General features: G+C 40.1%; 20 protein-coding genes and 1 pseudogene. 18 read left to right on the top strand and 3 right to left on the bottom strand.

Annotated features, from left to right (window positions below):
- Nucleotides 1-2 precede the first annotated feature (2 nt).
- Both D5018_RS00380 and D5018_RS00375 read left to right on the top strand, forming a co-directional pair.
- Nucleotides 3-263, top strand: a complete 261-nt coding sequence (locus D5018_RS00380) for a hypothetical protein (RefSeq protein ID WP_121837009.1) — start codon at nt 3-5, stop codon at nt 261-263.
- A gap of 193 nt (nt 264-456) precedes the next feature.
- Nucleotides 457-789, top strand: a pseudogene (locus D5018_RS00375) (hypothetical protein); the annotation flags it as partial.
- Nucleotides 790-886: 97 nt separating this feature from the next.
- Here the strand turns inward: D5018_RS00375 and D5018_RS00370 are convergent.
- Nucleotides 887-2,431, bottom strand: a complete 1,545-nt coding sequence (locus D5018_RS00370) for a methyl-accepting chemotaxis protein (protein ID WP_243637348.1) — start codon at nt 2,429-2,431, stop codon at nt 887-889.
- A gap of 255 nt (nt 2,432-2,686) precedes the next feature.
- On the opposite strand from D5018_RS00370, the gene flhA reads away from it, so the two are divergent.
- From flhA to D5018_RS00290, 16 genes are all read left to right on the top strand, one after another.
- Nucleotides 2,687-4,780 (top strand): flagellar biosynthesis protein FlhA, encoded by a 2,094-nt coding sequence (flhA, locus tag D5018_RS00365; protein WP_121837006.1) that lies wholly within the window; start codon nt 2,687-2,689, stop codon nt 4,778-4,780.
- A gap of 11 nt (nt 4,781-4,791) precedes the next feature.
- Nucleotides 4,792-6,195 (top strand): flagellar biosynthesis protein FlhF, encoded by a 1,404-nt coding sequence (gene flhF, locus D5018_RS00360; protein ID WP_121837005.1) that lies wholly within the window; start codon nt 4,792-4,794, stop codon nt 6,193-6,195.
- Between the two features lie 64 nt (nt 6,196-6,259).
- Nucleotides 6,260-7,141 (top strand): MinD/ParA family protein, encoded by an 882-nt coding sequence (locus D5018_RS00355; protein WP_121837004.1) that lies wholly within the window; start codon nt 6,260-6,262, stop codon nt 7,139-7,141.
- Entirely contained in the window at nt 7,134-7,853 is a 720-nt protein-coding gene (locus tag D5018_RS00350; protein WP_121837003.1) for an RNA polymerase sigma factor FliA, read from the top strand. The genes D5018_RS00355 and D5018_RS00350 overlap by 8 nt, the downstream gene beginning before the upstream one ends.
- Before the next feature lie 181 nt (nt 7,854-8,034).
- Nucleotides 8,035-8,418, top strand: a complete 384-nt coding sequence (cheY, locus tag D5018_RS00345; RefSeq protein ID WP_121837002.1) for a chemotaxis response regulator CheY — start codon at nt 8,035-8,037, stop codon at nt 8,416-8,418.
- An 18-nt stretch (nt 8,419-8,436) separates the two neighbouring features.
- A complete protein-coding gene (locus tag D5018_RS00340) occupies nt 8,437-9,174 on the top strand; it encodes a protein phosphatase CheZ (RefSeq protein ID WP_121837001.1) in 738 nt (245 codons plus the stop codon).
- A gap of 60 nt (nt 9,175-9,234) precedes the next feature.
- On the top strand, nt 9,235-11,397 hold the full coding sequence (locus D5018_RS00335; protein ID WP_121837000.1) for a chemotaxis protein CheA: 2,163 nt from the start codon (nt 9,235-9,237) through the stop codon (nt 11,395-11,397).
- A gap of 15 nt (nt 11,398-11,412) precedes the next feature.
- Complete coding sequence (locus tag D5018_RS00330; protein WP_121836999.1) at nt 11,413-12,528, top strand: protein-glutamate methylesterase/protein-glutamine glutaminase; 1,116 nt, start codon at nt 11,413-11,415, stop codon at nt 12,526-12,528.
- Nucleotides 12,529-12,530: 2 nt separating this feature from the next.
- Nucleotides 12,531-12,899, top strand: coding sequence for a hypothetical protein (locus D5018_RS00325; RefSeq protein WP_121836998.1), 369 nt, complete (start codon nt 12,531-12,533; stop codon nt 12,897-12,899).
- A 1-nt stretch (nt 12,900) separates the two neighbouring features.
- Nucleotides 12,901-13,680 carry a ParA family protein gene (locus D5018_RS00320; protein WP_121836997.1) on the top strand — a complete coding sequence of 260 codons (780 nt, stop codon included), beginning with the start codon at nt 12,901-12,903 and terminating at the stop codon, nt 13,678-13,680.
- Nucleotides 13,677-14,441, top strand: a complete 765-nt coding sequence (locus D5018_RS00315; protein WP_121836996.1) for a chemotaxis protein CheW — start codon at nt 13,677-13,679, stop codon at nt 14,439-14,441. Before D5018_RS00320 ends, D5018_RS00315 begins: the two co-directional genes overlap by 4 nt.
- A gap of 46 nt (nt 14,442-14,487) precedes the next feature.
- Entirely contained in the window at nt 14,488-14,979 is a 492-nt protein-coding gene (locus D5018_RS00310) for a chemotaxis protein CheW (RefSeq protein ID WP_121836995.1), read from the top strand.
- Nucleotides 14,980-14,999: 20 nt separating this feature from the next.
- Nucleotides 15,000-15,404 (top strand): DUF2802 domain-containing protein, encoded by a 405-nt coding sequence (locus D5018_RS00305; protein ID WP_121836994.1) that lies wholly within the window; start codon nt 15,000-15,002, stop codon nt 15,402-15,404.
- 142 nt (nt 15,405-15,546) lie between these two features.
- Nucleotides 15,547-16,344 carry an MlaA family lipoprotein gene (locus D5018_RS00300; RefSeq protein ID WP_121836993.1) on the top strand — a complete coding sequence of 266 codons (798 nt, stop codon included), beginning with the start codon at nt 15,547-15,549 and terminating at the stop codon, nt 16,342-16,344.
- Nucleotides 16,345-16,655: 311 nt separating this feature from the next.
- Nucleotides 16,656-17,759 carry a response regulator gene (locus D5018_RS00295; RefSeq protein ID WP_121836992.1) on the top strand — a complete coding sequence of 368 codons (1,104 nt, stop codon included), beginning with the start codon at nt 16,656-16,658 and terminating at the stop codon, nt 17,757-17,759.
- 91 nt (nt 17,760-17,850) lie between these two features.
- Nucleotides 17,851-18,456 (top strand): hypothetical protein, encoded by a 606-nt coding sequence (locus D5018_RS00290; RefSeq protein ID WP_121836991.1) that lies wholly within the window; start codon nt 17,851-17,853, stop codon nt 18,454-18,456.
- Nucleotides 18,457-18,467: 11 nt separating this feature from the next.
- On the opposite strand, the gene D5018_RS00285 is transcribed toward D5018_RS00290, so the two are convergent.
- Entirely contained in the window at nt 18,468-18,965 is a 498-nt protein-coding gene (locus D5018_RS00285; RefSeq protein WP_121836990.1) for a CreA family protein, read from the bottom strand.
- A gap of 56 nt (nt 18,966-19,021) precedes the next feature.
- Nucleotides 19,022-20,236, bottom strand: coding sequence for a protein-tyrosine phosphatase family protein (locus tag D5018_RS00280; RefSeq protein ID WP_121836989.1), 1,215 nt, complete (start codon nt 20,234-20,236; stop codon nt 19,022-19,024).
- Nucleotides 20,237-20,366 lie beyond the last annotated feature (130 nt).

The following is a 20,366-nucleotide window of genomic DNA, read 5'->3' as shown; positions in this document are numbered from 1 at the left end:
AAATGAAAAAGGTACTGATTTTCCTATTATCAATCTGGTTAGTGGCTTGTAGCAGTTCATACCCAAATCAAACCGTGTTGCAAGAAACTTTACCTGTCATGAAAGGGGAAACACTCGATAAACGTAGCGTTAAGATCCCCAATAATTTTGATGATTCGCAAACTTTATTATTGATTGGTTATCAAGGGCCTGTTGATCTTTCAGGCTTGAATTTTGTGCTATTTGAGCACATTCCTGTTCAAGGCGTGAGCGGTGAAGCTTAGCCATCTAAGTAAGCTGCTCACAACAAAGAACAGGGAGTGCTCAAAAGCATCGGAGACAGAGTAAATTGGTCACTTCTGCTGCGTTATCGTTTGTTTATGTAGGGCAACCACACTTCATAAACTCTGCCTTGCATAAGATAACCAATTTATCGCTGCCAAAATAAGCAAGAAAAATCAACAGGCCCTATAAGCCAGTCAGTTTGATATTGATCGCTGGATGATAGGGTTAAATGAGTTAAGCATTAAGGTCCCGACTTATGAGTTAGCCGCTGCAGCTGGCATTATGCCAAATATTTTTCAGGGCTTTATCAACAATGGCATGAGAAAAGGGATCCCTAAAGAGTTATGGAAAGGCGTGGTTACTTTATATGATGACGCCAATATCTTGCAGAGGTTTACTGGTAACCATAATCCCAATAATGCACGAGTGATGTTAATTGATGGTAATGGAAAGGTATTATATTTTTACGACCGAGGTTTTTCAGTTAATGCATTGAAAGCATTAAAAGTTAAGATAAATGAATAGCTTGTTAGTGCGTTAAATCTATTTCTTCTCTCTACCATAGCTTGAGTACTCAATAAGGGAAGCCTGATTTGGCTTCCCTGTAGTCTTAATGGAAAGGTTAGAGCCTTAATTTAAATTGCTTGGCACTTTTTTCTAACTGACTAGCCATATCCAATAAGTGCTCAGCGATTTCTGCGGTATTTTCAGCATCCTTAGAAGTGGTTTCTGTCGAATTAGCAATTTCTATTACGTTATTGTTAATGGATTCTGCAACTTCACTTTGCTCTGCTGCTGCGGTTTCCATTTGAGCATTTAGCTCACAAATTTCATTAACGGCGTCTGAAATTTGCTTTAACTCAACCGCAACACTTTGTATTGATGCAACTTGCTGCTTAGCAAGACTGGATGCGGTATTCATGACCGAAACACAATCAGACGTTTCTTCTTTTAGCCCTTCGATGGTACGACGAATATCCTCAGTGGATTCTTGAGTACGTGAAGCTAATGTTCTTACTTCATCTGCCACAACGGCAAAACCTCGGCCTTGTTCTCCCGCTCGAGCAGCTTCAATCGCAGCGTTAAGAGCGAGTAGGTTAGTTTGTTCTGCAATACCCGAAATAACAGATAGAACAGCCGCTACTTCATCTGTTCGCTGATCGAGTTGTTGGATTCTCATAGCTCCGTGTTGTACTTCTTGGCTTAAACCCTCGATGGCACTAACTGCATCATGTGTTTGGCTTTCACCATGAGTCGCAAGGGTATTCGTTTTTTGGGAGTGCGAGGCTGTACCCTCAGCATTACATTTCACTTGTTCAGCAGAAGCCGCCATTTCAGTCATGGCTGCCGCCATTTGGTCGGTATTATATTTCTGGGCTTGTACTTCTTTTTTGGTTGTGTTGGCAACCGAATTAATATCAATTGCAGATTGGGTGACTTGTTGAGCGTTCGATACTACAGAGCAAAGGGTGTCATTAATTTGTCTAACCATTTGATTGAAGGCTGACGAAACTACACCAATTTCATCTTCGCGATTATCTTCTAGTTTTATAGTTAGATCTGATGTTTGATAAATAGTACTCATTACATGGCGCAGTTCTCTTAGGCGAGCAATAACAACGCGATTCAAGATATAGGCGGTAAAAATGAAGGCGATGAAAAATAACGCTAACTGTACCAAACCTGTGGTCCAAAGGCTTTTATTTAAGGCTTTGTCTTCAGAGGCCAGTGAGTAGTCAATTCTCAATGCTCCTAATTGTGTATTTTCTGGTACTTGATGACAGCCTAAGCAATTCACACCTTGATAATTTGATTGCGCTAAAATAGGTTCAATACGTGTTAATACTCGCCCATTAGGAGTTTGACGAATTTCATTGATGGTTTGACCGTTAATACCACGTTGATCCAAGTTATCTTGTATCTGTTCACTTGCTAATCCAGAGCCAAAGACTTTATTTAACGCAGGAGAGCGGATGATACGAATATCGTTTATTTCGTCCTCTGCAATCAAGCGTTCTCGAATCATCTCTCGATTATTGATGCTTCCGGTAAGCATCATGGCATTCAAAGAATCAAAATATGATTTGGTAACACTATGAGTGTGTTGTTGAGCAAATTCTTCTAGGTTTTCCCGTTGGGTGCTGGCATTAAACCAAAAAGTAAACACTAGAACAGTCAAAAATATACAAGCCAAACAAAGCAAGACTAGTGATCGAATCGACAAGGAGCTCTTCATATTACAGCTAAAGACAAAATGAACCGTAATTTGCTATCGGCGCAGTTTAGAGTTTCTTCACTAAAATTTGTGAACTTAATCCTAACTGGTTGCAAAATGAGCGTTTGGTTGGCTTGTATGCATTTTGGCTTATTCCTTGCTTTTAACCGTTTATTATTGAAAAAGTGTCAAACATCGGTTTTTTGAATGAACGCCATATTAGGTCGATTTAAGCAGTTAAACACATCGAATATCAAAGGGGTAGGGACACCTATATTGGTACTTGCAGCCATGGCGATGATTATTTTGCCAATGCCTGCATTGCTATTAGATACCTTATTTTCGTTCAATATTGCTCTCGCTTTAGTGGTCATGCTCGTTGCAATCTACTCTAATCGCCCTTTGGATTTTGCCGCATTTCCAGCTGTATTGCTGGTAGCAACATTATTACGGCTTGCTTTGAATGTAGCGTCTACTCGTGTTGTATTACTCGAAGGACATAATGGTGGAGATGCTGCTGGTAAAGTGATTGAAGCCTTTGGTAATGTGGTTATTGGTGGTAACTATGCTGTTGGTTTGGTCGTCTTTATTATTCTTATCATTATCAACTTTGTCGTAGTAACCAAAGGCGCCGGTCGTATTGCGGAGGTAAGTGCTCGCTTTACCTTGGATGCAATGCCGGGTAAGCAAATGGCTATTGATGCTGACTTAAACGCTGGCATTATCGACCAAGATCAAGCCCGAACCCGACGCAGCGAAGTAACCCGAGAAGCCGACTTTTACGGAGCGATGGATGGTGCATCTAAGTTTGTAAAAGGGGATGCTATCGCTGGGATTATGATTTTGATCATCAATATCCTTGGTGGTTTCGTTATTGGTATGGTTCAGCATGGGTTGGACTTCTCAAGTGCTGTTGAAATTTATACCTTATTAACCATTGGTGACGGCTTGGTCGCGCAAATTCCAGGTTTGTTACTTTCGATTGCAGCAGCATTAATGGTGACTCGCCAAAATGAATCCGGTGATATGGGTTCTATGATGATGAGTCAGATGTTTGACAATCATAAGTCTTTAGCGATTGCTGCTGGTTTGTTGACCGTTATGGGCTTAGTTCCCGGTATGCCACACTTAGCATTTTTAAGCTTTGGTTTATTTACTGGTGGTGCGGCTTATTTTATATATCGTCGGAATCAGCAGCGTCTACAGCAAGCGGAAGAAATGGCAGATGCAGAAGCATTAGAACCACAAGAAGCTGAAACAAAAGAGCTTGGGTGGGATGATGTTCGTCATGTGGATGTGATTGGACTTGAAGTAGGTTATAGACTTATTCCTCTAGTAGATAAAAATCAAAATGGTGAGCTACTTAATCGCATTAAAGGGGTTCGTAAAAAGCTGTCTCAAGAATTTGGTTTCTTAGTTCCTGCTGTACATATTCGTGATAATTTGGATTTATCTCCAAACAGTTATCAAATCTCGTTAATGGGTGTGGTAGTTGGTGAGTCGGATATTCAACACGACTGCGAACTCGCCATTAATCCCGGTCAAGTTTATGGTCAGCTTGATGGTACGGTAACTAAAGATCCCGCCTTCGGATTGGAAGCCGTATGGATTAACCCTCAGCAGCGAGAGCATGCTCAAACACTGGGGTATACCGTGGTTGATGCTGCAACTGTTGTCGCGACTCATATCAGTCAGCTACTGACTAACAATGCTGCCAAACTATTAGGCTATGAAGAAGTTCAACAGCTATTAGATCTCTTGAAGAAGAACTCTCCCAAATTGGTGGATGGATTTATTCCAGAAGTCTTGTCACTAGGAATCGTTGTCAAAGTGATGCAAAACTTACTCGAAGAGGGAGTTTCTATTCGAGATCAAAGAACTATAGTTCAGACCTTGATAGAGTATGCGCCTAAGAGTCAGGATACTGAAGTTCTTACGGCTGCAGTGCGAATTGCATTGAAGCGAATGATAGTACAAGAGATTGCAGGACCAGAAACCGAAGTGCCTGTCATAACATTGGCTCCAGAGTTGGAACAGATGTTGCATCAGTCTATGCAGGCAACAGGTGGTGATGGGCCAAACATTGAACCAGGCCTTGCAGAACGCATGCAGAAGTCGCTTACAGACGCTGCACAACAGCAAGAGTTAATCGGTCAGCCCGCCATATTGTTGACGTCAGGAATGTTACGCTCGACTTTATCGCGATTTGTTAAGCACACCATTCCGAGCTTAAGAGTCATTTCCTATCAGGAAGTGCCGGATGAGAAACAAATCCGAATTGTGTCAGCAGTCGGTCAATAGAGGAAGTAACCGTGAAGATTAAACGATTTTTTGCTAAAGATATGAGAAGTGTTCTTGCCCAAGTGAAGGAAACTTTGGGTGCTGATGCTGTAATTATGTCAAATAAGAAAGTAGAAGATGGGATCGAAGTGGTTGCAGCTGTGGATTATGATGAGCCTCAGCCAAGTATTGCTCAGCCAGCCACCACACCTACTAAAGCAAAATCACAATCGGGATTCAGAAGCTTGTTAGATGACAAAGTTTCACTTGGTCAAAACCGCAAGCCTGCAATAACTGAACCTAAGAAAGAGTCTGGTTCTGCTGATTCATTACAAGCCCTTCTTGAGCGTCAACACTCCAAGTTGCAACAACAAAAACAACAAAAGCAAGAAGATATGGAGTTACCGGCATGGGCTAGAGGAATGGAAGCCGCAGCTCAAAAACAGACCAAAGCGGCGACATTTACGCCTAGCCCTGAAAAGCATAAGGTACCTTATACCACTAACAATGAAATGCAGCAGATGCGAGATGAGTTGGCATCATTACGTAATTTGCTCACTCATCAAGTTTCTAGCTTGTTAAATGAACAGAAGCAACGTGTTGATCCTGTTGGTGCTATGTTGGAAAGTAAGCTAATCGAAGCTGAATTTTCTATGACGATCGCCAAACAATTGGCAGAACTAACGTCAGATTTTACACCTGCTGAATTAGTAAACGCTTTACCTCAGAATTTAGCAAATTTACTCGACAATCAAGGTGATGATATTATAAAACGTGGGGGCGTAGTAGCATTAGTCGGCCCTACAGGTGTAGGAAAAACAACTAGTTTGGCAAAAATTGCTGCTCGTTTTGCTGCTAAGCATGGTAGTGACCAAGTTGCTTTGGTTACAATGGACCATTATAGAATTGGTGCCTATGAGCAATTGGCTACTTATGGCAAAATTATGGGATGTCCAGTAAAGCTTGCTCATGATTTAACGGAGCTAGAGCAAATACTGTATCAATTTAGAAACCGTAAACTAATATTGATAGATACTGCAGGGATGGGACAAAGAGATCTTCGATTATATCAACAATTAGATAACTTAGCTGAAAATAAACGCATACCTATCCGCAATTATCTGGTATTGTCTGCAACATCCCAGCGTCGTGTGTTGCAAGAGGCTGTAGAGCATTTTCAGCGTGTACCATTAGCAGGTGCGATATTAACTAAATTAGATGAATCAGTATCATTAGCTGGGGCTTTAAGTGTATTGGTTGAAAATCAACTTTCCCTAGGGTATGTGACAGACGGGCAACGGGTTCCAGAAGATATGCATGTGGCGGACTCTTTAAAATTAGCCGAACAAGCATTATCAGTATTAGATGAATCGAAACCTGATTTCGTACATAATACGAATTCCAATTGGGAAGTTCGAAATAACGAACATTACTAACATTAATAACAGAATTAATAGCAAGTAAAGCGAATACATTCGCTTTGGCAGTTTGAGTAAAGCTATGACCCAAGATCAAGCAAGCGGTTTACGTATGATGAATCAACCTAATAACGAAAAAGTGAAAGTTATTGCCGTAAGTGGTGGTAAAGGTGGCGTTGGTAAAACCAGCGTTTCCATCAACACTGCAGTAGCCCTTGCTGAAAAAGGCAAGCGTGTATTAATTCTGGATGCCGATTTGGGGCTAGCCAATGTTGACGTCATGTTAGGTATCCGCGCAGAGAAAAATCTTTCCCATGTTCTTTCAGGAGAGTCTGAACTGGATGATGTCATCGTCCGTGGTCCTAAAGGAATAGGCATTATTCCTGCTACGTCAGGCTCACAAACCATGGTAGAACTGACTCCGGCTCAACATGTTGGATTAATTCGAGCGTTTAGTGAAATGAGAACTCAATTTGATGTGTTAATTGTTGATACCGCAGCCGGTATCTCAGACATGGTATTGAGTTTCTCAAGAGCCTCTCAGGACGTATTAATTGTGGTATGCGACGAACCAACGTCTATTACCGATGCTTATGCATTAATAAAAATACTTAGTCGTGAACATGGTGTATTCCGTTTTAAGATTGTCGCGAATATGGTGCGCTCACTTAGAGAAGGAATGGAATTGTTTGCCAAGTTAAGCAAAGTTACCGACCGCTTCCTAGATGTTGCTTTAGAGTTAGTTGCCACTGTTCCTTACGACGATAATGTTCGTAAGTCAGTGCGTAAACAAAAATTAGTTGTCGAAGCTTTTCCAAAATCCCCATCAACTATTGCCTATCATAGTTTAGCGAATAAAATTATAAGTTGGCCTGTGCCTGAACAACCCGGTGGGCACCTTGAGTTCTTTATTGAACGCTTGGTTCAACGGCCTGATCACCATGAGGGAAATGTGAGTGAATAAGGCCGCTGCGTATACTAGTTTTGACGATAGGACAAATGTAGTCGAACAGTATGCTCCACTGGTTAAGAAAATCGCTCACCATCTTCTTGCGAGACTTCCAGCATCTGTTCAACTTGACGACCTATTACAAGCCGGGTTAATGGGGCTCTTAGAAGCCTCAGGTAAATTCGATAGCGGTAAAGGTGCAAAGTTTGAAACGTTTGCTGGCATTCGCATACGAGGCGCAATGTTGGACGAAATCCGTCGAGGAGATTGGGTGCCACGGTCGGTTCATCGAAATCAACGTATGGTTGATCAGGTGATAGAGAAGCTTGAACAAGAATTAGGAAGAGAAGCTTCAGATATTGAAATTGCGGCCGAATTAAATATACCAATTGAAGAATATCACCATATTTTAAATGATGTGGCGACAGGAAAAATCGTTGGTTTTGAAGATTTAGGCGTTTCGCATGATGTGCTCCGTGAAGAGCACCAACCTGAAGATCATGCTTTTGATGCTCTATCAGAGCAAAATTTTCAAAAAGCGTTAGTGCAAGGCATTAAACAATTGCCTGAACGAGATGCTTTAGTGCTTTCGCTGTATTATGACGAAGCTCTTAATTTAAAAGAAATTGGCGCTATTCTTGAAGTGAGTGAGTCAAGAGTAAGCCAAATATTGAGTCAAGCCATGCTCAGGCTTAAAGGTAAGCTGAGAGATTGGACGCAAAATTAAAAAAGCAAAAACTATTTAGTGGCTCATAAATAGCTACTTTTGATTGATGGGAAATCCTTGTTAGATGCGCTACGGCCAGTTTGGATATCCAAATACTAATTGGTTGTTTAACTCTGTCTAATTAAGTTTCCGTTCGCTTTTTACCATAAAGATAAGATTACAAAAGCCCTTGGAGGAAACCTTGGACAAGAATATGAAGATACTTATTGTTGATGACTTCTCAACAATGAGACGTATCATTAAAAACTTGTTGCGGGATTTGGGATTTAATAACACCCAAGAAGCCGATGACGGAACCACCGCACTACCTATGCTGCAAAAAGGCGACTTTGACTTTGTGGTCACTGATTGGAATATGCCTGGTATGCAGGGAATTGACTTACTTAAGGCCATTCGAGCTGATGAGAAACTCAAATCTATTCCTGTACTCATGGTGACAGCTGAAGCAAAGCGTGAGCAAATTATTGCTGCAGCTCAAGCTGGTGTTAACGGCTATGTAGTAAAACCGTTTACTGCAGCCACCCTAAAAGAGAAGCTTGATAAAGTTTTCGAAAGACTGGGCTAACCCGAGCAAGGACGTTGTATGTCGGAAGAATTATCAGGCCTGATCACTCTTGAGCAGGCGCAACAGCTAGTTGAACTTCTATCTGCGGGAGAACAACAGCAAGCAGATGAAGTCATTAAAGAGATTTCATTGCCTATTCAAAATGAGCTCTACGAGGAAATTGGAAAGCTGACTCGTGAGCTTCATAGTGCATTGATCGACTTTCAAGTTGATAGCCGTCTTACTGAATTGACCAATAATGAAATACCTGATGCAAAAGAGCGCTTAAATTACGTTATTGATATGACGGAACAAGCCGCGAATAAAACCATGGATGCGGTTGAAGAGTCACTTCCATTGGCTGATGCATTGATCAGTAACATCAATAATGTCCAACCTGCTTGGGACAAGCTCATGCGTCGAGATATTGACCTTGAGACGTTCAAAAAACTGTGCTTCGACATACAAGATATGATGCAAAGAAGTGGGCACGACTCCATTAGATTACGAGATTTGCTTAATCAAATTTTAATGGCTCAAGACTTCCAAGATATTACCGGACAAATGATCAGACGTGTGATCGAACTTGTTCATGAAGTCGAAAGTAGCTTGGTATCCATGCTAACTCTTTTTGGTGAGCATGCATCAGCAAACTCGGAAGAAAAAAATAAAAATAAAATTGAAGCTGAAGGTCCGATTCTAAATGCCGATACAAGGGATGATGTTGTATCAGGACAAGATGAAGTTGACGATTTGTTATCTAGTCTAGGTTTCTAAAATCTAAGCGTTGGCTTGAGGTGATAATAAGCAGGCATTTGGTACTGCAAGGAGTGTAGGATGGACTTTTCTGTTGATGAAGAGATCCTTCAGGATTTTTTAATTGAAGCTGGCGAAATTCTAGAGTTATTACAAGAGCAGTTAGTTGATCTCGAAAATAACCCAGAAGATACCGAACTATTGAATGCCATATTTCGTGGATTCCATACAGTAAAAGGTGGTGCAGGGTTCTTAGGCCTTACTCCAATGGTTGATGTATGCCATGAATCGGAAAATACCTTTGACTTGCTAAGAACGGGTAAGCGCTCAGTGACTGCTGAGTTAATGGACATCATTTTGCAGGCTGTAGATGCGATTAATGTGATGTTTAATCAAACTCAAAATGGTGAGCCGCAGCAAGAAGCGTCTTCGGAATTGCTCTCTCAATTAAAGTTACTGAGTTCAGGCGAGCCGTTGCCTAGTGAGTTAGGTGCAGCGCCAGCATCACCTCAACCTATTGTTGAAACTCCGGAGCCTGAGCCTGAACCAGAACCAATTCCTGAGCCTGAAGCTAATCAAATAGAAGCTATTGATGATATTACCGAGACTGAGTTTGAAGCTTTATTAGATGCTTTACATGGTCATGGGAAAGCGCCAACCTCTTCGGTAATTCAGGAAACTTCAGAATCAGACCAAAGTGATGATATTTCTGAAGATGAATTTGAAGCCCTATTAGATGAGCTTCATGGTGCAAACGGTTTCAACGCCAATATAGCATCTACTCTTGAGCAAATCACACCAGATGCAGTGACAGAGCAAGAATCTGATGAAATCACAGAAGATGAATTTGAAGCTCTACTCGATGAACTGCATGGTAAAGGAAGCAGTCCTACAACAACGTCAAAAAATTCACCAGAGAGCGCTGAACCTAAAAATAAACTTGAACCAACCGCTAAAGTTGAAGCTTCACCAAAAAAAGAAGACCCCAAAAAATCTACACCGCAACAAGTTGTAGAGAAAAAAGCAGCGGTGAAAAAGGAAGCCCCAACAGCTCGTGTTGCAGCACCTAAAGGTGAAACAACGGTTAGGGTAGACACTTCACGCTTAGATCAAATCATGAATATGGTTGGGGAATTGGTCTTAGTTCGAAACCGCCTAATTAGCCTAGGTGGAAATCGAGAGGATGAAGCCATGTCTAAGGCGTTAGCAAATTTAGATTTAGTAACGGCTGATCTTCAAGGTGCGGTAATGAAAACCCGTATGCAACCTATTAAAAAGGTATTCGGTCGCTTTCCTAGAGTTGTAAGAGATTTAGCTCGTTCGCTGGATAAAGACATCAACCTTGTGATGATCGGTGAAGAAACCGATCTCGATAAAAACTTGGTAGAAGCCTTGGCTGATCCTTTGGTTCACTTGGTTCGAAATTCAGTGGACCACGGTATCGAAATGCCAGATGAGCGTGAGGCTAATAACAAGCCTAGACAGGGAACAATAACCCTATCTGCAAGCCAAGAAGGCGATCATATTCTTTTGAAAATTGAAGATGACGGCGCCGGCATGGATGCAGAGAAACTTAAAAAGATAGCTATTAGTCGAGGAGTTCTCGATGAAGATGCTGCCGCAAGAATGTCTGATGAAGATGCTCATAACTTAATTTTTGCACCAGGTTTCTCAACTAAAACTGAAATTTCCGACATCTCAGGCCGTGGCGTTGGTATGGATGTAGTGAAAACCCGTATCGCACAATTGAATGGTACGGTTCATATTCACTCGCAGCAGGGACTAGGTACCACGCTAGAAATCAAAGTTCCGTTAACATTGGCGATTATGCCTACTTTAATGGTTGAAGTGGCAACACAAACGTTTGCATTACCACTTTCCAATGTCAGTGAAATATTTCATTTAGATTTGACCAAAACTAATGTGGTGGATGGGCAGCTGACTGTCATCGTTCGTGAAAAAGCGATTCCACTTTTTTACCTTGAAAATTGGTTACATAGTGATAGTGGTTTCCAAGATAGGCAGAAAGGATTTGGTCATGTTGTGATAGTTCATATTGGAACTATGATGGTAGGCTTTGTTGTAGACGCCTTAATTGGCCAAGAAGAGGTCGTAATTAAGCCTCTCGGAAAACTATTGCATGGCACTCCAGGGATGGCAGGAGCAACGATTACATCGGATGGCGGTATAGCCTTGATTTTAGATGTTCCTGGATTATTAAAGTTTTACGCAACAAGAAAGTAGTAATAAAGAGGTTCAATGGCTATAAAAGTTCTAGTCGTCGATGACTCAAGTTTCTTTAGACGACGTGTGAGCGAAATTCTTTCTCAAGATCCTAATCTTGAGGTAGTTGCTGATGCTCGTAATGGTAAGGAAGCCCTAGCAAAAGTTGCAGAATTTAAGCCCAATGTGATCACCATGGATATTGAAATGCCTATCATGGATGGGATCACTGCGGTCAAAGAGATCATGGGTAGCAATCCTACTCCAGTGTTGATGTTTTCATCATTGACTCATGATGGCGCTCAAGCGACATTAGATGCGTTAGATGCTGGAGCTTTAGACTTTTTACCTAAAAAGTTTGAAGATATTGCTACTAATCGCGATCAGGCGATTCGCTTATTGCAACAAAAAGTTAAAGCGCTAGGGCAACGAAGACTGTTTCGGAGGATCCCTAGGGCGAGTGTCGATTTAAGCGAGTCAAATCGAGCAGCCAGATCTTCCCAAAGCACGTTTAATAGAAATGATAAGCGAGACATTGCTCCAGTTGTTAATGCTTCTTTTAAAGCTAGTGGCAAACAATACAAAGTGCTTGTTATAGGTACGTCAACTGGCGGGCCTGTGGCCTTGCAACGTATTCTGACTCAGCTTCCAGCTAATTACCCTCATCCTATATTGCTGATTCAGCATATGCCTGCGGCATTTACGCCAGCCTTTGCAGTGAGGTTAAATGGCTTATGCAAAATTCAAGTAAAAGAAGCGGAAAATGGTGATGTAATGAAACCAGGGTGTGCCTACCTTGCACCGGGTGGGTTGCAAATGCTGATTGAAAAAAGTGGCGCATATGGTCGAATAAAAGTGATTTCTGGTAAAGAAGACATGAATTACAAGCCCAGTGTTGATATTACCTTTGCATCAGTATCTAAAGTGTTTGCCGATAAAGCATTAGCCGTTGTCCTAACCGGAATGGGGGCTGATGGCCGTGAAGGAGCTAGGCTGCTTAAAACTGCAGGTTCGAGTATTTGGGCTCAAGATGAAGCAAGCTCAGTAGTCTATGGAATGCCACAAGCTGTAACCCAAGCTGGGTTATCGAGTAAATCTATTGCTCTAGAACAAATGGCAAATGCCATTCTTAAAGAAACAATAGGCCGCTAAAAATGTCGATGCCGAAGCTGTATTTAAATTTGATTATTTTTCTTTTAGTCATTGTTTTGGCCTCGGTTGCTACATATGCCTTTGAACAACATCAAACGATTGAGTTGCTCGAAAAGAACGTTGAAAAATTGCTGGCATCTCAAGTGGTTTTTGTTATTAGTAACGAAAATTCAGAAGAGGTCAGTAAGTGGCTAAGAAAAAAGCCTGAAATGATCAAAGAGTGGCTTGCTAATGTTAATTCAAATGCAAAACAACCAGATAGTAAGCCCAAAAAACAATCGCAAGAAGTTAAAACTGTTTCTCAAAGTTCTAGCATCAAACAGTATAACTTGCCTAATGGTGGCATCCTGATCACAACGAGAGAGCAGTAGGTTGAAAATCTGGACAGTCGCTAATCAAAAAGGTGGTGTTGGTAAAACGACAACAGTGGTGAGCCTTGCTGGTGCTCTAGTGAAGCAAGGTAAACGTGTGCTAGTTATTGATACCGACCCTCATGCTTCACTGGGTTATTATCTTGGAATCGATTCTGAGGAAATACCAGCCTCATTATATAACTTATTTGTGGAGCACCAGTCGTTAACAGAATCCAAAATTCAAGCCCATATCGTACCCACGTCGGTAGACCATTTAGACTTACTTCCTGCCGCAATGGCATTGGCTACGATAGATAGGCAGTTAGGGCATGAAGATGGCATGGGATTGGTGTTACGAAACATAATTGATAATGTTTCTAGCAGCTATGATTACGCGATTATCGATTGTCCGCCAGTATTAGGTGTGTTGATGGTCAATGCCTTAGCAGCCTGTGAGCAGGTGCTGATCCCTGTTCAAACCGAGTTTTTAGCACTAAAAGGGTTAGATAGAATGATCAAAACCCTTAAATTAATGGATCGTACTCAACAGCAGCAACATCGGTTCATTGTGATCCCAACTATGTTTGATAAACGCACTAAAGCTTCACCGTTAGCACTCAGAGAGTTACAGCAAAGCTACTCGGATCATTTATGGAATGGTCTTATTCCCATAGATACAAAATTTAGAGATGCCAGTTTAGCACATACTCCAGTTTCCCATTGTGCACCTAACAGTAGAGGCTCTGTGGCGTATAGACGGTTACTGCAATTTCTCGACAGTGAACGAGGTGTGTCATGACTGAGCATTCAGATATTGCAGTCGTAGACTTTTTTTCTCGGCTTCTCAAAGAACCACAATCGTCAGGTCCTGTTGAAAAGCCAAAGGTTTTAGTTAAAGAAGCCGAACTCACGCTAAGTGCTGAGCAGGTAGGATTACAGCAATTACTTTCCAAAGTATCTGCGTTTGACGAAAAAGATGAGCCCCCAAAAGAGCCTTCATCACCCTTTACCTCTTCAAAATCAAAGCCTGAAATAATCGTTAGCGATTCAACAGCAAAAGAAACTGAAACTGCTGCCGATATAGGTAGTGAAAAGTCGTTTTTACACCAAAGACTTGAAGGTGAGTTTCAAGCCTTGTTCTTTAAAGTGGCTGGCTTAACCTTAGCCGTTCCTCTGGTTGAACTTGGTGGCATTATCCATGAAGTAAGAGTTACTCATTTACCAGGACAGCCCACATGGATAAAAGGTGTAATGACTCACCGTGATCAAAAAATTAATGTAGTTGATACAGCCGCTTGGGTGATGCCTGAAAAATACGATGCGAATCTGCAAAAGCAAGTCGATTATCGATACGTGGTGTTATTACAGAACAGTCAATGGGGCTTGGCATGTGAAGAGCTTTTGGATGCCGAATCAATAAACAAAGAACAAGTGAATTGGCGCGTGAATACAGCTAAACGCCCATGGTTAGCTGGCTTAGTAAAAAAGCAAATGTGCGGAATTTTAGATGTAGGGGCTTTGATCGAGCAACTTAGCTCACAGGGTCATATAGCAGGATAAATACCCTGGAAAAACGTAAAGAGTTAGAAAAGTAGCAGAGGATATTATGACAGATTCAAACAACCTAGCAGTATCAGCCAGTAACGATGATTCTGTTTTGCAATGGGTAACATTTCGCCTTGATAATGAAACTTATGGTATCAATGTTATGCAGGTACAAGAAGTACTTCGTTATAGTGAAATTGCCCCTGTTCCAGGTGCACCACATTATGTCCTAGGAATCATCAATTTACGAGGTAACGTGGTTACAGTTATCGATACTCGTGCGCGTTTTGGTTTAGCTTCAGCAGACATTGACGACTCTAGTCGTATCGTGATCATAGAAGCAGAAAAGCAAGTGATAGGAATTTTGGTTGATAGTGTTGCTGAAGTGGTTTATCTGAAAAGTACTGAAATTGATAATGCGCCAAACGTTGGTACTGAAGAAAGCGCAAAATTCATTCAAGGTGTCAGTAATCGAGATAGCGAGTTGTTGATCCTTGTTGACCTTGATAAGCTTCTATCTGATGATGAGTGGAATGAAATCGCTCAGTTATAAAAAATAAGAGATAGGCGTTCATGGAAAATGAATTACTGATAGCGGCGCTGTTTTATGCCACCGCTTGTTTGGGCTTGGTACTGTATTTACTGAAACAGTCTGGAAAGCAGCGCAAAAAGTTGGACGCCTTAGCCACTTTGGTCAAAGATAGTCAAAAACAGCGTGATACCTTAAAAAGGGAGCTAGACGAACTAAGAAAAGGAACAATCGGTGTTGGCCGACGCGTTATCGATTTGGAAAAAAAGCTAAAACAAAATGAAGCTAGAATTGATGAAGCTGCTCAAGAAGAACCGCAGTCACGGTTATATACTCGCGCGATGAAAATGGTTGCTCTTGGTGCTGATGTACAAGAAATTGTTCAAGAATGTGAGTTACCTAGAGCAGAAGCTGAACTTCTAATTCGTCTTCATAGCAAATCTGCATAGCCTGAATTTTTCAGGCTAGTTCCATAATGTGGAACTCAAAGTCTTACTTTACAAATCCAAGTTTTGAGAACTATTCTAGTTAGTCAAAGGTGAGAGTGATATAATCTCGCGCTTTCGTCAACGCTAGGAAACCAAGACAATTATGGGTCAACGGATTATTTTTGTTTGTTTATTAATTCTCACACTAGGTACAGGATGTACGTCAAAAGCGATACTTGAAACTAATCAAGCTGCGCAAACAGATAATGTATCTACATCCAAGTCTAGCCAACCTCAATACAATGACGATAGAGATCCTTTTGAAGGCTTTAACCGCGCAATGTGGAACTTCAATTATAACTATCTCGATAAGTATGTGTTAAAGCCTGTTGCTCATAGCTATAACGATTATGTACCGTCTCCAATAAAAACAGGTGTTGTCAATTTTGTTGAGAATTTAGATGAACCTTCATCTTTATTGAACAACACGCTGCAAGGAAAATGGAAAAATGCGGCAACATCAGGCGGACGTTTTATCATTAACAGTACGATTGGTTTACTTGGTTTAGTGGATGTGGCTGAAATGATGGGAATTTCAGCAAAACAAGAAAGTTTTAGTGAAGTTGTTGGTTACTACGGCGTACCAGATGGACCATATTTTATGTTGCCTGCTTATGGGCCTAAAGTTACGCGTGAACTTGCAACGGACTGGGTGGATGATTTGTATTTTCCATTAGCAGAATTGTCAACGGGACAGAATTTAATTCGTGTCGCTTTAAAAGGGCTAAATGCTCGAGTTGCGGCTATTCCACAAGAACGTTTGCTAGATAATTCACTCGACCCATACAGTTTCGTTAAAAATGCCTATTTACAAAATGTTCAATTTAAACTGCACGATGGTAAGGTACCTCAAAATCAAGGCAGTGATGATGTTGACGCATATCTTGATGAATTAGATTAATCTTGAGTACAGAACAGAGCAAAATTTAATTTGCTCTGAAATTCGCAAAAACTCAGAACTGGTGTTATAACTCTAATGCGTGTTACAAAAATGGTTTAGAGAAAGCCGTATTCCTCTGATGTCAAATCTTCTAAGTTGAGTGAAATTCTCTTTTTTTTACGAGACTTTATTTTGTTACATTCACAACTTCCTTATGCTTTGTTCAGTGAGACATTAAAGGTTACTTACTGAAAAATATTTATATAAGGTTAACCTTCCGTCTTTTTATAGGCGTAAAATGGATTTGAATCCAACAATGGAATGGTGTGGGTATGGCGTTACCAAATATTTCAATACTGCTGTTTGAAGTAGAGGCCTCAGAAGCAGAGATGATTACAGAATACTTAGCTCAACAAGGTTGTACTTGGTATTTAGCTAATAATCTTGATTCTGCTACCAAGGTACTCAAACAAGAATCTATAGATTTAGTGATTGCAGACCTCAGTCTGCCTAACTCAATTGGATTAGACTTAATTGCTGAAATTCCACTTATTTCACCTCCTACTCATTCAATCGTAATCTCTGGTAATAATGTGTTATCAGATGTATTACAAGCGATTCGTCTTGGAGCAAGCGATTACCTTTGTAAGCCTATTGATGACATGCTGGTGTTAGAAAATGCCATTCAACAAACCATGGTAGGCTTCATTGAAACCGATGCTCCTATGGCACTTTTAGATGAATTATCGTATCAAGAGTTTGACGAACATATTTCGTCGATTGAACAAAGTTCTCACGCTGTAGAGCATATTCAACAGCAGTTATTTCCAGCGGCTGAGGCGACTTTTCCTAATGCTCAAGTAAGTTACAGTATTTTTAAACATACCGAGGTCAGTAACTACTTGATAGACAGTACCTTAGTTAGTGAAAAATACCTTATGGTTTACATGGCGCATTTCCAGCCTGAAAATAAAACAACAGCTTTTGCGAGTGTGACGCTAAGAAGCCTTGTTAACCAAAAACTGCAAGCTTTTCGCATTGGAAAAAGTCAGTCTGTTATTGAGCCATTTAACATGCTCAGCTATCTCAATGATCGAATTGTAAAGTCTGGCTTGGGAGTTTATATCGATATGATTTATGCAATCGTCGATTTAAATAACTTCCGTACAGCCATTGCTCAAGCAGGTCATGGATTAAGAAGTTACATTCGAAATTCTGAAGGACTCATGCCAATAGCCATATCAGACTCAATGCAAATTGGTGTACAGCATTGGGTAAAAACCAGTACTCAATACCGGACGCTCAATCGGGGTGAAAATTTATGTATCTCCACCAGCAAGCCAGAGCATAAGCCTTTATTACTCAGCAACAGGTTTTCAGGATTAGTGAAAAATGAAGCCATACCTACTGGTGGGTATGTTGAAGTAAGGGTGTGATGTTTCTCAATGTTTCAATCCATCATTAAGTATAAGTTCAGTCTTAATATTGTTAACTAGCGATAAGTATTGGGGGTGAAGGACAAAAACTTTGGCTATTAAGTTCGACAATCAAGCTGCTTGTATTGCAGTATTGAAAGATGGTATTCCCGATTGGAAAAATGAAGGTTTTGTTAGCAAACACTTAATGACTTTATACTCATTACATATAATTAGTTTTCCACAAAAAAAATCGATTATGGATGCAGGAAGTTCAAGTGAGAAAGCTTCGAAGCTTGTTGAATTTCTAGTTGAAAGCACCGAACGATTTGGCACAGAAACTTTTCAAACTTTTATAGACGATTTGGACAATTATGATGAGAAAAATGTGCTAGGAGTACTTACTCAGAGATATAAAACATACATGCAGAATCCTCCTCAGGCATTTCAAAAATTTCTTTTATCTAAAGATACTACACAAAGTTCCACAGAAGGCCTTTTAGGTGTTCAGCTCGAAAGTCATAATAAAAAAGAACTACTAGCTTTAAGAGTTAAATCAAATGAATCAGAACAACAAATAAAGTCACTAAAAAGTGAAGTTGAAGATCTGCGGAAAGAAAACGACGATTTAACAGGCCAGCTTGAGCAACTTGCAATTCAGATGGATAAATTACAAAAAACAGTTGCTCCTAATAACATTCATACTGAAAATAATTGATGACTAAGCTGCTAAAATAGAGCCTGAAGGGAGTTGATTGAACTTTCGTTTTGTTTTTTTACAAAAGCCTCTGTTCCCCATAATGGCACCGTTGACAAACTGTGTTTAAAACTGCCCGATGTTTCTTTTGTTGAATATGACACATACAGCAGGGTTTGATGCTCTGCATCATAAATACGCCTAATTTTCATCGATTTAAAGAAGATGCTTTTTGATTTTTTAAATACGATTTCACCCGATTTACTCTTATCAATATGAGCAATCATTTCAGGCGTTATTTCGCCTGTTTGACGGCAAGATATGGCGCTATCGCTAGGGTCTGACAAACTTAGTTTTGCTTCTATTGAAGCAACATGACAAGTTACTCCGGGTACGTCAGGGTCTACCATAGTGTTAATTTTGATGTCTTTTAAAGTAAATAGTCCTAGCGAAACATCTCCCACTTCTTTTTGGCCGAAGCAACCAGTTAACAGAGTGGTGAACCAAATAATCGTGATGAGCTTTTTCATTTTAAATAAACTGTGTAAAAGTGTTACTTAATACTGACAAAAGTTGAAAGAAATAGCTACACGTCACTTGAAAACGCATTTTGCCATTTCTTGACTAAGTCGATAATATTTTGACGCATCAGTGGAGTTCGAACAAGCTTTGGAGATTTTTGTAATCTTAAATTTAAAATAGAGCTATCAGTTATTTTTTCTATTGAAACGGATGGAGATATTACTTGGCTTCGATAATTAAATAGGTTTAAAGCATTTAACACTACCCCTGTTTTACCTATTCCTGAATTACAGTGAATTAGAACCCCTCTATCTATGAGTTTAGGAGCTATTTTACAAACAAGTTCATCTAAGAGTGTTAAGTCATAGGTAACTGAACTAGGCCAATTGTTGATATGCAGTCGTTGCACTCTTTTACAGCTTTGTTTTTCATTATTTACCAGCTGATACTGATGGATATCATCATCAGTTTTAGTATAAATGACTGTCATCGAACCAAATGTTAAGTTTGTTTTTTGAGGATAATATGGCAGTGCCGATTCAAAAGAGTAAGATAAGTCTACTATAAGTCCAATATTTTGTTGGAACACAAGCTTCCAAAATAATTCGGGATGTTCTGGTGAATAGGGGGAGTCATGATATGGATATTCAGTAGCAATGAGTTTAGCTTTAGGGAACGGATGAACTGTTATGTAATTAGCTGAAATTAATCCCTTTATCGATAGAGGTTGATTGTTATCACTTATTAAAACATTGATAGGGACTAAGTTTATTGTTGGTACTAAAATCCCTAAAAAACGCCCAATTTTAGGTCTGCATATCTGGTGTGAAGCGGGCCACATGAGCATAGTACTTCTTGTTAGTTCATCAAATTTTTTATTTAAAGATTTTCTTGGAAATTGCTCATTAGGTTCAGTGACTAATCTGGTATCGCTTGTGTTAAAACCTGTCGTATTACTTCGAATTATAAAGTCGAGAGGTATCGAGTAATAAATTTTTGCACTACTGGTAACTCTTAGCTGTTTTAGGTTCCATACATTACCTAAGGGTGTTTGCTTGATAGCATTTAGTGCGTGTAGTTCATCTATTTCTGCTGATTCCGACTCTGTTAAATAGATTTGTAATAATAGTTTTGCTGCACTAGCTTGCTCAGACGATGCTAATTCAATTCCCCACATCTCATCTCGAACTTTAATATGGCATTTTCCAATGGTTGATATATAGGGATTTGACTCTAAGTCACAGGAAATATGAGTTTGTTGCAACGGAAATACTGCCATAGTGTATACACGCTAAAAGTATGATGTATAACACAATGAATCTGAATATACCTTGAGTGAAAGGTTGTTAACCTGAACTCTGTATAAAGAAATCAGCACCGTATTGTTTTAGGGCGTGTTGATCTTTCAG

The sequence above is a fragment of the Parashewanella curva genome (genome assembly GCF_003675895.1).
Taxonomy (GTDB): Bacteria; Pseudomonadota; Gammaproteobacteria; order Enterobacterales; family Shewanellaceae; genus Parashewanella; species Parashewanella curva.
The sequence above is the reverse complement of the archived record's forward strand: the minus strand, read 5'-3'. Positions and strand labels throughout refer to the sequence as shown.

Excerpts from the sequence above, each read along its gene's own strand:
- D5018_RS00380 (WP_121837009.1), top strand. The coding sequence starts at position 3 with ATGAAAAAGGTACTGATTTTCCTATTATCAATCTGGTTAGTGGCTTGT.
- flhA (WP_121837006.1), top strand. The coding sequence starts at position 2,687 with ATGAACGCCATATTAGGTCGATTTAAGCAGTTAAACACATCGAATATC.
- D5018_RS00355 (WP_121837004.1), top strand. The coding sequence starts at position 6,260 with ATGACCCAAGATCAAGCAAGCGGTTTACGTATGATGAATCAACCTAAT.
- D5018_RS00340 (WP_121837001.1), top strand. The coding sequence starts at position 8,437 with ATGTCGGAAGAATTATCAGGCCTGATCACTCTTGAGCAGGCGCAACAG.
- D5018_RS00335 (WP_121837000.1), top strand. The coding sequence starts at position 9,235 with ATGGACTTTTCTGTTGATGAAGAGATCCTTCAGGATTTTTTAATTGAA.
- D5018_RS00330 (WP_121836999.1), top strand. The coding sequence starts at position 11,413 with ATGGCTATAAAAGTTCTAGTCGTCGATGACTCAAGTTTCTTTAGACGA.
- D5018_RS00325 (WP_121836998.1), top strand. The coding sequence starts at position 12,531 with ATGTCGATGCCGAAGCTGTATTTAAATTTGATTATTTTTCTTTTAGTC.
- D5018_RS00315 (WP_121836996.1), top strand. The coding sequence starts at position 13,677 with ATGACTGAGCATTCAGATATTGCAGTCGTAGACTTTTTTTCTCGGCTT.
- D5018_RS00310 (WP_121836995.1), top strand. The coding sequence starts at position 14,488 with ATGACAGATTCAAACAACCTAGCAGTATCAGCCAGTAACGATGATTCT.
- D5018_RS00305 (WP_121836994.1), top strand. The coding sequence starts at position 15,000 with ATGGAAAATGAATTACTGATAGCGGCGCTGTTTTATGCCACCGCTTGT.
- D5018_RS00300 (WP_121836993.1), top strand. The coding sequence starts at position 15,547 with ATGGGTCAACGGATTATTTTTGTTTGTTTATTAATTCTCACACTAGGT.
- D5018_RS00295 (WP_121836992.1), top strand. The coding sequence starts at position 16,656 with ATGGCGTTACCAAATATTTCAATACTGCTGTTTGAAGTAGAGGCCTCA.
- D5018_RS00285 (WP_121836990.1), bottom strand. The coding sequence starts at position 18,965 with ATGAAAAAGCTCATCACGATTATTTGGTTCACCACTCTGTTAACTGGT.
- D5018_RS00280 (WP_121836989.1), bottom strand. The coding sequence starts at position 20,236 with ATGGCAGTATTTCCGTTGCAACAAACTCATATTTCCTGTGACTTAGAG.